Consider the following 13590-nt stretch of genomic DNA (forward strand, 5'->3'; position numbering starts at 1 on the left):
AAAGAAAAGGTCTGCTTTGCACGGCCAAAGCGGCTTTCGTTGGCGATGAAGTTATCGATAAATCGGCATTCATCCAATCCTTTTGCCCTGGCTCCAGACACCGCGGAGCAACGGTGTTTGCCCGAATCTGCGCACACAAAGAACGTCACCGCGCGTACCAATGGAAAGCGCACCACGATCGGTCAGGCGGGCCGCCTTGGCCGGATTGCTGGTCACGGTGGCAATGGCGCGGGGGACGTCATCCCAGATCTCGGCAAGGCTGAACGCCGACAACAAAAGTGCTGAAGGCACATAATCAGAAGACACGATGTCCAGCAAACCGGCTTTCGCCAGTTCTTGCGCCGCAACATTGCCCGAGTGTGAGCCGCCCCGGATCAGGTTGGGCGCGCCCATCATCACCGCGATGCCATTGGCGTGGCAAGCTTCGGCTGCCTCGGTGGTTGTGGGGAACTCCGCAAAGGCCACCCCGTGCCCTGCTGAGGTTGTAACATGCTCGACCGTCGTATCGTCATGGCTGGCCAACACCGCCCCCAGTCGTTTCGCCTCGACCACAGCACCTGTTTCGTGCTTTGCTCCGAAGCGTTTCTGCAGACCCAGCAGGTTCTCGACATGGGCAGCAAATTCCGCGTCATTCATGCCGCGTTTCTTGGTGACATAGGTCTTCAGGGCTTTCATGCTGCGGAATTGACGCTGGCCTGGAGTGTGGTCCATCAGGCTGACGATACCGACCCGGTCATCGGGTTCGAAACTGCCCAGTTCTTCAAGCAGGGTTTCCGAGCAGATTTCGGCCCGCAGATGCAGAAAATGGCTAATCTTGAAGAGCCCATTTGCGCGGGCCGCCAGCAGTTCATCAACGAGCTTGCGGGCGTAGTTGATGTAGCGCCCCTTGCCGCCATGAATCGAGCCCACGCGCATTGCGTCAAACACGGTCGTGATGCCCGTTGAGGACAGTTCGGCATCATGTGCGATCAGGGCCGGCAGATGCGGCCAGTCGACCTCGGGGCGAGGCTCGATATGGCGTTCAACGTTGTCGGTATGCAGTTCGACCAGACCGGGAAGAACCAGATCCCCCGTGCAATCCATCGCGCCGGTCGGCACATGATCGCCTTCGGTAATATCCTTGATCACGCCATGTTCGATGGTTACAGCGCCGGTTAAAACCTGATCGGATAGAACCAGCCGGGCATTGGCAAGACACAGATCGCCTGACATGTCACTGTCATAAGCCTTCGCCAGAGAGGACGCGGAAAAAGGGGAATTCATGTCATACTCTCGATTTGCGATTTACTATGTACCGCCAGAGGGGCCTTTGGCGGATTTCGGTGCCACCTGGCTGGGTTGGGATGTCGTGCAGGGCCGGGCGGCGCGCCAACCTGATCTGCCCGGTTTGCATGACGTCACGATGACACCGCGCAAATACGGGTTTCACGGCACGCTCAAGCCGCCTTTTCGCCTGGTCGAAAACCGCAGCGTCGAGGATTTGAAGGCGGCTGCGGCAGACTTGGCGCAAGCGCTTGCACCTGCCACATGCAACGGGTTGGAACTTACGAGACTGGGACGTTTTCTTGCGTTGACACCGGGTGGCGATTCCCGCCCGCTGCAGCGGGTGGCCGAGGCTTGCGTATGTGGCCTCGACGGATTTCGCGCGACTGTGACCGAGGCAGAGTTGGCGCGACGCCGCAAGGCCGGGCTGAGTGCCCGCCAAGAGGCGCTGCTGAAGCAATGGGGCTATCCCTATGTGATGGAGGAGTTCCGGTTCCATATGACGCTCACAGGACGGCTGCCGAAGAACGACATTCTCGCGTGGTTCAGAATAGCGCAGCGTCAGTTGCCGGACTTGCCAAGCCCCTTCGTTTTGGATCATATCGCCCTTTGTGGCGAACGAGAAGATGGACGGTTTGAATTGATCCATCGCTACACACTCGCCGGTTGAAGCAACGTGGCAGCGCGGGCGACGGTTTCTTCAAGCAGGCCGTCATTGGAAAGCTCGATCACCTCAAGCCCTTCGGGCAGAGGTTTTTCCGCCTGTGCCAATCGCTTGGAAATGTTTGCGTCTGACTCCCGGCCACGTGCGACCAGACGGAGTGCGAGTGTTTCCGCCTTTGCGGTGATGTTCAGAACGATCAGGCGCGGAAAGATACCGGCAGCTTCCGTCAGAGCCTTGCGAGAGAAATTGACAAGACAATCGGTACCCTTTTTCAGTTCAGAATGCACTTTGATCGGCACGCCATAGCAGAGTCCGTGGGCTTGCCAATGCACCGCAAAGGACCCGCTGCGCACCATGGCTTGGAACTCGGCAACTGATACCGCGTCATAGTCTTCGCCACCTGCGTCCCTTGCACGGGTGATCACGCGACGTACCAGATGCACTTTAGGCAGAGCGCCATGAATGCCCGCCATCACGCTATCCTTTCCGACACCGGAAGGGCCGACAACCGCGATGAGGCGTCCTTGGGTCATGCCGCCATACCCGTTGCAAAGCGGCTGACATCGATTTCGCGATCGCAGACCCGCCTGCGCGCTGCCTCGTCATGAAAGATCCCGATGATTGCGGCCCCGCGCGCCTTTGCCTCTTCGATGAGCGTGAGCACCACGTCGCGGTTTGCCGCATCAAGGCTGGCTGTGGGTTCATCCAGCAGCATCGCGGGATAGGCATGAGCAAAGCGGCGGGCAATATTCACCCGCTGTTGTTCGCCGCCCGAGAAGGTCGTGGGGGAAAGGTGCCAAAGCGGCTCAGAGATGTTGAGTTGGCTCAGAAGCGCCCTGGCGCGCGCCTCGGCCGTTTCGACAGAAGCTCCCAGGGCGCGAAGCGGTTCGGCCACAACCTCCAGGGTTGGCACCCGTGGAACCACGCGCAGGAACTGGCTGACATAGCCCAGCACCTCGCGGCGCAGGGTAATAACGTCGCGTGGCTCGGCCTGCACCAGATCGACACCGCCGATACGGATCTCTCCGGAATGTGTCAGGTAGTTGCCATAAATCATGCGCATAAGGGTTGACTTGCCCGCCCCGGACGCACCGGTCAGCGCCACGCATTCGCCCGCTGCAACAGAAAGCGATACGTTGCTGAGTACCTCAATCACCGCGCCACCCTGATTGTGCAAGTTGAAGGTCTTGGAAACGTTGCTTAGATCGATCATCGCTCACACCTGCAAAACGGAACTGACAAGAAGCTGGCTATAAGCGTGCTGCGGATCATCAAGCACCTGATCGGTCAGGCCTGCCTCGACCACATGGCCTGACTTCATCACCATCAGCCGATCCGCCAGCAGGCGAACAACGGCGAGATCATGGGTCACGATGATCGCGGACAGCCCCATGTCGCGCACCAGACCACGCAACAGATCCAGCAGGCGGGCCTGAACGGAAACGTCGAGCCCTCCTGTCGGCTCATCCATGAACACCAATCGCGGTCCGGTCACCAGATTGCGGGCAATCTGAAGCCTCTGCTGCATACCCCCCGAAAACGTTGTGGGCCGGTCGTCGATACGGGCGGCGTCAATCTCTACCCGCTCCAGCCAATCGCTGGCCTTGTCGCGGATGTCACCGTAGCGACGCGCGCCCACCGCCATAAGGCGTTCCCCCACATTGCCACCTGCAGAGACCCCCATGCGCAAACCGTCGCGCGCGTGTTGATGCACAAACGCCCAATCGGTGCGGCTCAGCATCCGGCGTTCCGGCTCGGACATGCGGACCGTGTCGCGTGGCCCTTCAGCACGGGTGTCGAAGACCACTTCACCTGCATCCGGGGTCAGATGCCCGGCCATGCAGTTCAGCAGTGTGGACTTGCCCGATCCGCTTTCGCCGACAATCCCCATGACCTCGCCGGGGTAGAGATCGAACGAGACATCCGCGCAACCGATATGCGCGCCGTAGCGTTTGGTAATACCCTGAACAGACAGCAAAGGTGTCATGCCGCGTCCTTTCCTCGATGACCGGCCGCCTGGCGGGCCTCGCAATAGTCGGTATCGGAACAGACGAACATCCGCCCGCCTGCATCATCCACGATTACCTCATCGAGGTAGCTGTCCTCGGCCCCACACAAGCCGCAAGGATGATCCGCCTTGGAGGCCTCGAACGGGTGATCGTCAAAGTCTAGGCTAACCACCTCGGTATAGGGCGGAAGCGCATAGATCCGCTGCTCACGACCCGCACCAAAAAGCTGGATGGCTGCCATGTCACCCAGTTTTGGGTTGTCGAATTTCGGGATCGGCGAAGGATCCATAACGTAGTGCCCTTCGACCTTCACCGGGTAGGCGTAGGAGGTCGCTATATGCCCGTGGCGGCTGATATCCTCGTAAAGCTTCACATGCATGAGCCCGTATTCCTCAAGGCTGTGCATTTTCCGTGTCTCGCTCTCGCGCGGCTCAAGAAAGCGCAAGGGTTCGGGGATTGGCACCTGATAGACAAGGATCTGGCCCTCGGTCAGTGGTTCCTCCGGGATGCGGTGGCGCGTTTGGATGACGGATGCATCGGTTGTTTTCGTCGTCGTTTTAACCCCTGCCGTGCGCTCGAAGAAGGTGCGGATCGAGACGGCATTTGTCGTGTCATCCGCACCCTGGTCGATGACTTTGAACCTGTCCTCGGGTGTCAACACTGCCGCCGAAACCTGCACACCGCCCGTGCCCCACCCGTAGGGCATGGGCATTTCGCGAGATGCGAAGGGCACCTGATAGCCGGGAATGGCCAGACCCTTGAGGATTGCGCGCCGGATCATCCGCTTCGTCTGTTCGTCCAGATAGGCGAAGTTATAGTCGGTCATTCCGCAGCCTCCTGCACCTGATCTACGCCCGCTTCGCGGCGCAGTTTGCGCACCAGTTCCAACTCGGATTGGAAATCGACGTAATGTGGCAGTTTGATGTGTTCGAGAAAGCCGGTCGCCTGGATGTTGTCGGCATGATAGAGAACGAATTCCGCATCCTGTGCGGGTGCGCCCACATTGTCCTCACCCAGTTCTTCCCATCGCAGGGCGCGGTCGACCAAGGCCATCGAGATCGCTTTGCGTTCGGTTTGGCCAAAAACCAGCCCATAGCCGCGGGTGAATTGCGCTGGTTCGGTCTTCGATCCTTTGAACTGGTTGACGGTCTCGCATTCGGTCAGGGTGATCTCGCCGATCTCGATGGCAAAACCCAGTTCCGGGATCTCCATCTCGACTGGAACAGCGCCGATCCGGAGCTCGCCCACAAAGGCGTGGTTTCGGGCATAGCCGCGCTGCGTCGAATAGGCGAGGCCGAGCGTAAAACCCTCGTCCGCGCGAGTCAGGGCCTGCAGGCGCAGGGCGCGTTCGGCCGGCATCTCCAGCGGTTCACGGGTCAGATCGGGGGGTGGGGTGTCATCATATGGCGCTTCTTCGATCAGACCCTCGCGGTTCAGAAACTCCGTCACATGGGGCACATCGCCAAGATCTGCGTCGCGCATGGGGGCCTCAGGCACCTCGCCATCGGCAGCCAGCTTGAAATCCAGCAGCCTGTGCGTGTAATCGAAGGTCGGCCCCAGAACCTGCCCACCCGGCAGATCCTTGAAGGTAGCTGAAATCCGTCGATCACAGGCCATTTCCCCGGTATCGACAGGCTCTGATGCGCCGAAGCGGGGCAGGGTTGTGCGATAGGCGCGGATCAGAAATATTGCCTCGATCAGATCGCCGCGGGCCTGTTTGATCGCAAGAGCGGCAAGATCAGGATCATATAGCGATCCTTCGGCCATGACGCGGTTGACGGCAAGGCTGAGCTGTTCGCGGATCTGCGCAATACTCAGTTCAGCGATCTCGGTATCGCCGCGACGCTCTTCGGCGAGCCATGCATGGGCATTCTCGATCGCCTGCTCACCACCTTTGACAGCTACATACATCAGGACACCTCTGTTGAACGCGGTAGCGCCGCGAGGCCATTTTCGCAGGTGAAGACGAAGTCGAGTCCCAGCGGAAACAGCGCGCGGTTTGACTGAAACGCTCGCAGCTCGGGCAGTGATAATGCTGCGCTGTCTTTGATACCGGGACCGGTGAGGGTCGCGCCGGATGGGCTTAGCTCAGGGCATTCCACGATAAGCGTGGCGGAGCGATCCGGGTATTCAGGGGTGCCGATAGGATATGCAGAAAGAGGTGCAAGCGCCGACCATGAGCCGATGGCGAACATACAATGAGCCGGACCGGTCAAAGGCGCGCCGGTGTGAAAGGCCAGCCAGGTTCGTACCGCTTCACAATCCGCCGCACCCGCCAGATAAATCGGTGTTTCGGTGTCGCAGAGGGTCAGTAAAACACTGCCCGCCGCGGCGGAGAGAGGGGATGGTGGCTCGGCCCCGTTGATGTTCTGGATGGTGCCGGGGCGCGCCATCGCCTCCATCACACTACGAAAGGCATGGGTGGACTGGATGGCGGGATCGGCGAAGCCGCCGGACAGAGTTTGGGCCTGCATCAATCCTCTCCCCGGACCATGGTAAAGAAATCAACTTTTGTCGCTGCCGCTTTTGCCGCTCGCGCGGCCTTGGCCCGAGTCTGTTCGTCTTGCAGGGGGTCCAGCACTGCGGCGCGCAACATCTCCGCCGCATCTGTTTGCATCAGCGCGTCGATCAGGGCGGCGGCTGCGGCATCCGCTTTGCGGCGGCCCTGGATGTAAGCGTGCCCTATCTCGCCCGTTTCCAACGTCAGCGTGCAACGGGTGAGCGTCATTTCACCCAGGTTAAACGGCGCGCCGGTCGCTCCGGCACGGGCGCCTACCATGGTGCCGCCGATCTCAGGAGCGCGCAGCCAAGTGAAGGCAGGTCGCACCATGGCTGTGTCCAGCAATGCGGCAGCCCGGCCCTCAGGCGCCCTGGCCAGAAGGCTCATCCAAGCCTTGCGGGCGGTATTTGCGTCAAAACCGTCTTTCATCTCGACAACTTATCCAGATACTATACAACTATACATATTCTACCATAGACGCGTCGCGAAGACAGAGGAGTTTTGTGAAAATTGCGTGACGAGCCGGGCAAGACACCCATTTGGAGGGCGATCGCTGACGCCTTGCGTAGCGATTTGTCAGAGGGGCGCTACGCCCCCGGTGACAAGCTTCCGACCGAGGCCGCTCTGGCTGAACGGTTTGGTGTGAACCGCCATACAGTTCGCCACGGATTGTCTGCACTGATCGACGAAGGGCTGGTCCGCACCCGTCGCGGCTCCGGTGCCTTTGTCGCAGCCACACCCACGGATTATCCTATCGGAACGCGCGTCCGCTTCCACGAGAACCTGATCGCCGCAGGCCGCAGACCGGAGAAGCGGGTTCTCCAGGTCGAGGAACGCGCCGCAACGACAGGTGAGGCCAAGGCATTGCATGTTGCGCCGGGCGATCCGATCTGCGTCTACCATGGTCTGTCATTGGCGGATGGCCAGCCGATTGCTGTGTTCGAAAGCCTCTTTCCGTTGACACGCCTCGCTGGCATCAGCGCAGCGCTGGAAGAGACCAGCAGCGTCACCGAGGCGCTGCGCGCGGTCGGCGTCTGCGACTACACCCGCGCCTCAACCCGACTGACGGCAGTGCGCGCTACGGTCACACAAGCTCTGCATCTGCACGTAACCGAGGGCGATCCTCTGTTAAGATCATCAGGCGTTAACGTGGATGAGGACGGGCAGCCAGTGGAATATGGCCGCACCTGGTTTGCGGGGGATCGCGTCACGCTGACGCTCGAGACATAGGCTCATATTTGTCGAGAAAGGCTTCGGCTGTCAGCACGCGAAAATCATCAAGCGACAGGCGCAATGTCTCGTGCGACCAATCCCACCAGGCCAAAGCGATCAGCCGGTCCGCGATGTGGCGGGGCTGGCGCAGGCGCAGCGGTTTGGCTGGTGTACCAGCCACAATGGTGTAGGGGTCCACATCTTTCGTCACAACCGCACCCGCAGCAACAACCGCGCCATGGCCGAGTGTCACCTCTGGTTTGATCATAGCGCCTGCGCCGATCCATGTGTCGTGACCAATATGCGCAATGCGGGACTTGCGATGGGCGAAAAACTCTTCGTCTCGTGCCGCATCGTCCCAATAGTCATCAGAACGATAGAGGAAATGATGACAGCTTGCTGTGTGCAGTGGATGATCCGTCGCGCCAATGCGGGAAAGGGCGGCGATGTTGGCGAATTTGCCGATCTGCGCATTGGCGATATCGGCGTAGCGGTCACAATAGCTGTAGTCGCCCAGCGATGAATGGGCCACGCGGTTGCCCCTTCCGATCTCAACAAACGCACCAAACCTGCTGTCGGTGATCTCGCAATCGGGATGGATGAAAGGCTCTGCCCCTCTAAGCCGGGCCATCAGTCTTATCGTCCGATCAGCTTGCTGCGCAGCCATCCAGAGAACCAGTCCATGAGCATCACCATGATGACGATCAGTACGATGTAGTAAGCGACCTCCTCCCAATCCTTTTGGGTCTGGATGGCCTGTGTCAGCATGAGGCCAATGCCGCCGCCGGTAATCGCGCCAATGATCGTTGCGGATCGGGTGTTGGACTCAAGAAAATAGAGGATCTGCGCCAGCAGCACCGGCACCACCTGCGGTATCACGCCAAAGCGGTAGCGTTGCAGCGGTTTCGCCCCGGTGGAGGCAACGCCCTCGAACTGCTTCTGGTCGACATTTTCCAGCGCTTCGGAGAAGATCTTGCCAAAGGTGCCGGTATCGGTGATCAGGATTGCAAGCGCGCCGGTCAGCGGGCCCGGCCCAAATGCGCGGGCCAGAACCACGGTCCAGATCAGCGCATCCACACCACGCACAAAGTCGAACAGGCGACGGGTCGCGGCGCGCAGCAACATGACCGGGGAAAACCGTCTGGCTGCAAGAAATGCCAGTGGCAGCGCGATGAGTGCCGCCCCCATCGTACCAAGGAAGGCCATCAGAATTGTTTCGCCAATCGCCCAGGCCACGTCCTTGTGACGCCACATGGCATTGTTCCACCAATCCGAGACCGCGCCCGAGATGTTGGCGCGCTCCGGATCTATCTGAGCGCCAAACAGGATGGCCCCAAGGCCGTGCCCGTAGTAAGGGCTGTCGAGGGTGAACCAGAAAAGCTCCCATCCCGGGAAGTAGTTGAACACCTCGGTGCGTGCGCCGGTTAGCGTGATACGCCCTTGTGCCGTCGTGATGCCCACCCGGCGGTTCGATGCGGATATCCAGCCCGGCAAGTCATCAGGCAGGTTGGTGGTCAGGTTACGACCTTCGGCCTGCGCCGTGATCAACGGGAAGCCCGGGATCTCAATCTCGGTTCGGTTATCGGGCAGATAGCGAACGATATGATCCGCGCCGAGGTCGATGGTGATGATCTCGTCCCCAGTCACCCAATCGGGGCGCTGCCCTTGGGGATAACGACCCTTGCGCTCGCCCTCCACAGCGTATTGAACCTCTCCCGTGCGGTTGTCACGCGCGACATGTACCTTATGGGACCAACTGTCAGAGGCCAGCGTGACCGCATTCTCAAGATTTGCGCGACCAGCGAGTCCCGGCAGATCGAATGCAAAGAAAATATAGGCAAGGTAGATGACGATCACCGCCGGGATGCCAAAGCCGATCAGCCGTTTACGCTGAAATAGCTTATCTGCCTCGTGTTTGGCAAAGCTCATATCGGTTGTGGTCATTGTCCTAGACCCCCCGTCAGACGGTTTCGGAAGCGGCTGGAGAGCTGATCGAAGAACACGATGGTGCCGAAGAGCAGGATGAAGATGGCGGCGGCATCGTCGTACCGGCCCTGACCCCAACCCATTGCATTTCGCAACTCGTAGCCAATGCCCCCGGCACCCACGAAACCGAGTATGGCCGAAGCGCGAATGTTGATTTCGAACCGCAGCAGAGCATAGCTGACATAGTTCGGCGCGACCTGCGGCAGTACACCCAGAAGCATGCGCTGCGACCACGTCGCGCCGGTGGATGCGAGACCTTCGACAGGTTTCAAATCTGCGTTTTCCGCCACTTCCGAAAACATCTTGCCAAGCGCGCCGGCGGTGTGGATGGCAATGGCAATCATCGCGGGCACCGGGCCTCCACCAACAACAAAAATCAGAACCAGTGCGATGACGATTTCGGGCACAGCACGCATGATGTCCGAGGTGCGCCGGAACACCGGGGTTAACCGCGGCCATCTGGCAAGCCCGCGCGTTCCAAGCAATGAAAGAAAGAGTCCACCGATCGCGCCCAGCAAAGTGGAAACGGCGGCAATATTGATGGTTTCCACCAAAGCGGGGAAGTATTTTGCGATGAGCCCCGGCAGTTCGGCCCGCTTTTGCCAGGCCTCCGAAAGAACATCTGCCGGGTAGTCACCGATCTGATGCAGCCCTTCCCAGAAGCCGCCCGCGTTACGCTCATCCGCAATGTGGAAACCAGACACCATCAGCACCACAAAGATCAACAGCGTCAGGCCACCATAGAGCCTGCGGCGTTGGACCTGTGCGATGTAGCTGTCTTGAATGGTGTCCACGCTTTGCCGCGCGACGTCGATAGTTGCGTCCGTCATTTCCGATCCCCGAACATGCAAAACCGGCGGCCGCAGAACCGGCCGCCGATCGAAAGCCTGCGTGACTTAGCCGCCGATTTTTGCGCGGCGCGCGCCAACAATCGAGGTGTAAGCGTCGTGCGTGATGGGATCAAAACCCTGGATTTCGCCGCCACCCACGCCATAGGCGCATTCCGGGTCGGTTTCACCCAGAGTATCCATGATCTCGGTCACGCTGGCACGAGCGTCATCGGGCAGCGCATTGCGCAGTACGATGGGTTCACCCGGGATCAGCTTGGAACGCCAGATTTCAACCAGATCGTTCATATCGACGAGGCCCGCATCAACCGCCTTGCGCAGCGCGCCAAAGTTATAACCGTCTTCCCAGTTGCCCTGGCCATCTGCCCAGGTCACACCCGCGTCGATGTCACCGTTCTTGACCGCGAGGATGGTCTGTTCATGGCCTCCGGTGAACCGGACCTCTCCGAAGTAATCACCGCTTTCCATGGTCGCACCGGTGATCTCAGGGATCTCGATCGAAGGGATCAGGTAGCCGGAGGTCGAGTTGGGATCACCAAAGCCAAAGGTTTTGCCCTTGACGTCTTCAAGGCTGGTCAAGCCGCTGTCCACCCGTGCAAAGCCGATGGAATGATACCCGATGGAACCATCAAGGTTCACTTTCACGAGGATCGGCGACGCGGCTTCGGGATCGGCAATATGCAATGCGGCATAAGAAGAGGGACCAAGCAGAGCCAAATCAATGCTTCCGCCCAGGATGCCCTGAATGACGCCGTTGTAATCGGCGGGTGCAAACATCTTGACGGGAACCTCCAGCGACTCAGAAATCTTGTCCGCCAGACATTGGTTGTTGGTCAGGCGATCCTGGGCGTTTTCACCACCCAGAATACCGATGCGGAATTCGGTGATCTCTTCGGCAAAAGCGCCTGTGCTCAGCGTGGTGGCGGCGGCAAGCGCCAGTGCGAGGGTCTTTTTCATCATTCACTCCATTTGGTTTGATGAAGGTGGCCCGCGACAGGCGCGGGTAGAACTGGCTCAGACATAGGCTTCCGCTTCGCGGACCTCTGGCCTTTCCAGTGTCTCGATTTCGGTGGATGTCGCCGCCTCGGAAAAATCCGCGCCAGCGCCATAGATGTCGCGCGCCACGCCGGTTGTCAGCTGGGCGGGCGTCCCGTCAAAAACGATCCGGCCATCGCGCATCCCGATCACACGGTCGCAATAGCGCCGCGCGGTGTCCAGCGTGTGCAGATTGGCAATCACCATGCGCCCGTCTTCCTCGTGAATCGTGCGCAGCGATTGCATGACGACCTGCGCGTTCATCGGATCAAGCGAGGCAATGGGCTCATCGGCGAGGATAATCTTGGGGTCTTGCATCAAGGCGCGGGCGATGGCCACGCGTTGCTGTTGACCGCCGGAAAGCGCTTCGGCGCGTTTCGGCGCCTGTTCCGCAATTCCCAGGCGAGCAAGGATCTCGATCGCCCTGTAAATGTCGGATTGCGGGTAGAGGTTGAACATCGTCGCAAAGGTCGATCGCTTGTTCAGTGTTCCGTGCAGCACGTTGGAGACGACATCCATACGCGGCACGAGGTTGAATTGCTGAAAAACCATCGCGCAGCGGGACTGCCAGTTGCGCTTCGCAGCACCTCTCAGCGCAGTGATCTCTTCGCCCTCGAAAGTTATGGTTCCCACTGTCGCATCGCTCAGACGATTGACCATTCGCAAAAGCGTCGACTTGCCTGCGCCAGAACGCCCGATGATCCCGATCATGGTAGGTTTCTCGACGGTGATGCTCGCGGCATCCACGGCCGTCTTATCCCCGAACCGTTTGGTCAGCTTTTCGATTGCCAGCATATCGCCCCCGATGTTTGGAGGGCGGATAGAAGGTTAAGACTACAGCCGGGTGACGATTTCGTTTCAGTTTGCCCTCAGCCAGATGACGCTATTGTAACGGACCGCTGTTTGGTGCGGCGCAGACCCAGTGCGCGCGCTGAGGCCGAGAGTGGCGCAAACGTTATCCACAGATTGTCTTAAAGCTGTTACAATCCGGAATGGAACTGGCTAAGCTCTCCCCATGATCTTTCGTCTTTCTTTCATCTTATGCGCCTGCCTTTCTTTCTCGCAGATAGCGCATGCGAAGATGGGCGATGTGAGCTGCGACGACAGGTTGCGCATGACCCATACTCTCACCCAGGTTCTGGGTGCCGAGCGTCAGGGCAAAGGCTTACGCGATCCCGATACGCTGCTGGAAGTCTGGGTCACGCGCAAAAGCGGAGACTGGGTGATTGTGCAGAACTATGCAAACGGCACATCCTGCATCGTTGCAATGGGCGAGCATTGGGAAGAGTCTCTGCCGGATCCCGCATGAGCGCGCCTCTTTGAGCAGCTTTGTTAGAAGCCTATCGTCCCAAATCCGGAGCCATCGCAGATGTGGCTGCTCATTCAGCCGCCACCGGCTTGGCCCAATCCTCCCATTTCGTCCCTGCGGTGAATACTGGGCCGTCTCAGGCGAAGGGAATACCAACGATTCAGGTTCAAGCCGAAACGCTTTAGGTCTGCTATCCCAGCGGTCGCAGAGGCGACGGTTGCCAGTTCCTGCTGGATCGCGACTGCGTTTATCCGTCTGATTGTCACTCCAGGTTTCTCTTTCGCAGCTTGCAGCGATGATGAGTATCCAACCCGAGAATAAGGACAAACGCGGCGGCAAACTCACACCCGGCGAATATGACAGTTTGGAAATCTACCATTTGCGCGATCAGGCCTGCCGTTGGCCCCGCAGCGACGAGCGCCAGCATCATTTTTTTCAGTACAGTGCAGTTACGCGGATCATGCTGGCCGCTTCAAGGCCCGCCAATGTTGCCGTCAGCAGTGACGACATTCGCTTCTTGCTCCTTGCTGAGAATAGCTGAACGCGGCTCCTTCGGGCCGGAATTTGTATCCTCAACCGTCTGCTGCTTTTGCCACTTCGCGATAGTCTTGGGATTGATACCAAGCTACCGGCTCAGCTGTGCGAACAAAGCTTGTGATCGCTCTATTGTTGCTCTGACCGCATGCGTGCCTCTCGGCAGATTTGCTATGCAAATCGCCTGCCGGGTAAAAGTAAATGGCGCTACCATGACGAATCTGTCCCGT

At 59.3% G+C, this 13590-nt stretch carries 17 protein-coding genes and 1 pseudogene; 4 read left to right on the forward strand and 14 right to left on the reverse strand.

Annotated features, from left to right (window positions below):
* Nucleotides 1–69: 69 nt before the first annotated feature.
* Nucleotides 70–1263, reverse strand: coding sequence for an alpha-D-ribose 1-methylphosphonate 5-triphosphate diphosphatase (locus tag Q5Y75_RS17395; RefSeq protein WP_306199753.1), 1194 nt, complete (start codon nt 1261–1263; stop codon nt 70–72).
* Here Q5Y75_RS17395 and Q5Y75_RS17400 point away from each other — a divergent pair.
* Nucleotides 1262–1933, forward strand: a complete 672-nt coding sequence (locus Q5Y75_RS17400) for a DUF1045 domain-containing protein (RefSeq protein WP_306199755.1) — start codon at nt 1262–1264, stop codon at nt 1931–1933. The two genes, Q5Y75_RS17395 and Q5Y75_RS17400, sit on opposite strands and share 2 nt — an antisense overlap.
* Here Q5Y75_RS17400 and phnN read toward each other — a convergent pair.
* The 7 genes from phnN to phnG are packed head-to-tail and all read right to left on the reverse strand — an operon-like array spanning nt 1915 to nt 6865.
* Nucleotides 1915–2460: a phosphonate metabolism protein/1,5-bisphosphokinase (PRPP-forming) PhnN gene (gene phnN, locus Q5Y75_RS17405; RefSeq protein WP_306199757.1), complete on the reverse strand. Its 546-nt coding sequence runs from the start codon at nt 2458–2460 to the stop codon at nt 1915–1917. The two genes, Q5Y75_RS17400 and phnN, sit on opposite strands and share 19 nt — an antisense overlap.
* Nucleotides 2457–3140, reverse strand: coding sequence for a phosphonate C-P lyase system protein PhnL (gene phnL, locus Q5Y75_RS17410; RefSeq protein ID WP_306199760.1), 684 nt, complete (start codon nt 3138–3140; stop codon nt 2457–2459). The genes phnN and phnL overlap by 4 nt, the downstream gene beginning before the upstream one ends.
* A 3-nt stretch (nt 3141–3143) precedes the next feature.
* Nucleotides 3144–3914 (reverse strand): phosphonate C-P lyase system protein PhnK, encoded by a 771-nt coding sequence (phnK, locus tag Q5Y75_RS17415; RefSeq protein ID WP_306199762.1) that lies wholly within the window; start codon nt 3912–3914, stop codon nt 3144–3146.
* Nucleotides 3911–4762, reverse strand: coding sequence for an alpha-D-ribose 1-methylphosphonate 5-phosphate C-P-lyase PhnJ (locus Q5Y75_RS17420; RefSeq protein WP_306199764.1), 852 nt, complete (start codon nt 4760–4762; stop codon nt 3911–3913). Before Q5Y75_RS17420 ends, phnK begins: the two co-directional genes overlap by 4 nt.
* Nucleotides 4759–5847 carry a carbon-phosphorus lyase complex subunit gene (locus tag Q5Y75_RS17425; protein ID WP_306199766.1) on the reverse strand — a complete coding sequence of 363 codons (1089 nt, stop codon included), beginning with the start codon at nt 5845–5847 and terminating at the stop codon, nt 4759–4761. The genes Q5Y75_RS17420 and Q5Y75_RS17425 overlap by 4 nt, the downstream gene beginning before the upstream one ends.
* Complete coding sequence (gene phnH, locus Q5Y75_RS17430; protein WP_306199768.1) at nt 5847–6410, reverse strand: phosphonate C-P lyase system protein PhnH; 564 nt, start codon at nt 6408–6410, stop codon at nt 5847–5849. Before phnH ends, Q5Y75_RS17425 begins: the two co-directional genes overlap by 1 nt.
* Nucleotides 6410–6865, reverse strand: coding sequence for a phosphonate C-P lyase system protein PhnG (gene phnG, locus Q5Y75_RS17435; RefSeq protein ID WP_306199769.1), 456 nt, complete (start codon nt 6863–6865; stop codon nt 6410–6412). Before phnG ends, phnH begins: the two co-directional genes overlap by 1 nt.
* An 81-nt stretch (nt 6866–6946) precedes the next feature.
* On the opposite strand from phnG, the gene phnF reads away from it, so the two are divergent.
* Nucleotides 6947–7666 (forward strand): phosphonate metabolism transcriptional regulator PhnF, encoded by a 720-nt coding sequence (phnF, locus tag Q5Y75_RS17440; protein WP_306199772.1) that lies wholly within the window; start codon nt 6947–6949, stop codon nt 7664–7666.
* Here the strand turns inward: phnF and Q5Y75_RS17445 are convergent.
* The 5 genes from Q5Y75_RS17445 to phnC form a co-directional block, all read right to left on the reverse strand.
* Complete coding sequence (locus Q5Y75_RS17445; RefSeq protein ID WP_306199775.1) at nt 7644–8279, reverse strand: LbetaH domain-containing protein; 636 nt, start codon at nt 8277–8279, stop codon at nt 7644–7646. The genes phnF and Q5Y75_RS17445 overlap by 23 nt on opposite strands.
* 5 nt (nt 8280–8284) lie before the next feature.
* Entirely contained in the window at nt 8285–9592 is a 1308-nt protein-coding gene (phnE, locus tag Q5Y75_RS17450; RefSeq protein WP_306199777.1) for a phosphonate ABC transporter, permease protein PhnE, read from the reverse strand.
* Nucleotides 9589–10464, reverse strand: a complete 876-nt coding sequence (gene phnE / locus Q5Y75_RS17455; protein ID WP_306199780.1) for a phosphonate ABC transporter, permease protein PhnE — start codon at nt 10462–10464, stop codon at nt 9589–9591. Before phnE (Q5Y75_RS17455) ends, phnE (Q5Y75_RS17450) begins: the two co-directional genes overlap by 4 nt.
* A 66-nt stretch (nt 10465–10530) precedes the next feature.
* Nucleotides 10531–11439 carry a phosphonate ABC transporter substrate-binding protein gene (gene phnD / locus Q5Y75_RS17460; protein ID WP_306199783.1) on the reverse strand — a complete coding sequence of 303 codons (909 nt, stop codon included), beginning with the start codon at nt 11437–11439 and terminating at the stop codon, nt 10531–10533.
* 57 nt (nt 11440–11496) lie between these two features.
* On the reverse strand, nt 11497–12312 hold the full coding sequence (gene phnC, locus Q5Y75_RS17465) for a phosphonate ABC transporter ATP-binding protein (RefSeq protein WP_306199787.1): 816 nt from the start codon (nt 12310–12312) through the stop codon (nt 11497–11499).
* 319 nt (nt 12313–12631) lie between these two features.
* On the opposite strand from phnC, the gene Q5Y75_RS17470 reads away from it, so the two are divergent.
* Both Q5Y75_RS17470 and Q5Y75_RS17475 read left to right on the forward strand, forming a co-directional pair.
* Nucleotides 12632–12826: a hypothetical protein gene (locus Q5Y75_RS17470; RefSeq protein WP_306199789.1), complete on the forward strand. Its 195-nt coding sequence runs from the start codon at nt 12632–12634 to the stop codon at nt 12824–12826.
* Between the two features lie 298 nt (nt 12827–13124).
* Nucleotides 13125–13367 (forward strand): hypothetical protein, encoded by a 243-nt coding sequence (locus Q5Y75_RS17475; RefSeq protein ID WP_306199791.1) that lies wholly within the window; start codon nt 13125–13127, stop codon nt 13365–13367.
* On the opposite strand, the pseudogene Q5Y75_RS28655 reads toward Q5Y75_RS17475, so the two are convergent.
* Nucleotides 13329–13574: pseudogene (locus tag Q5Y75_RS28655) on the reverse strand (hypothetical protein); the annotation flags it as partial. The gene Q5Y75_RS17475 and the pseudogene Q5Y75_RS28655 sit on opposite strands and share 39 nt — an antisense overlap.
* Nucleotides 13575–13590: the final 16 nt, after the last annotated feature.

The organism is Ruegeria discodermiae, from assembly GCF_030758345.1.
Lineage (GTDB): Bacteria > Pseudomonadota > Alphaproteobacteria > Rhodobacterales > Rhodobacteraceae > Ruegeria_C.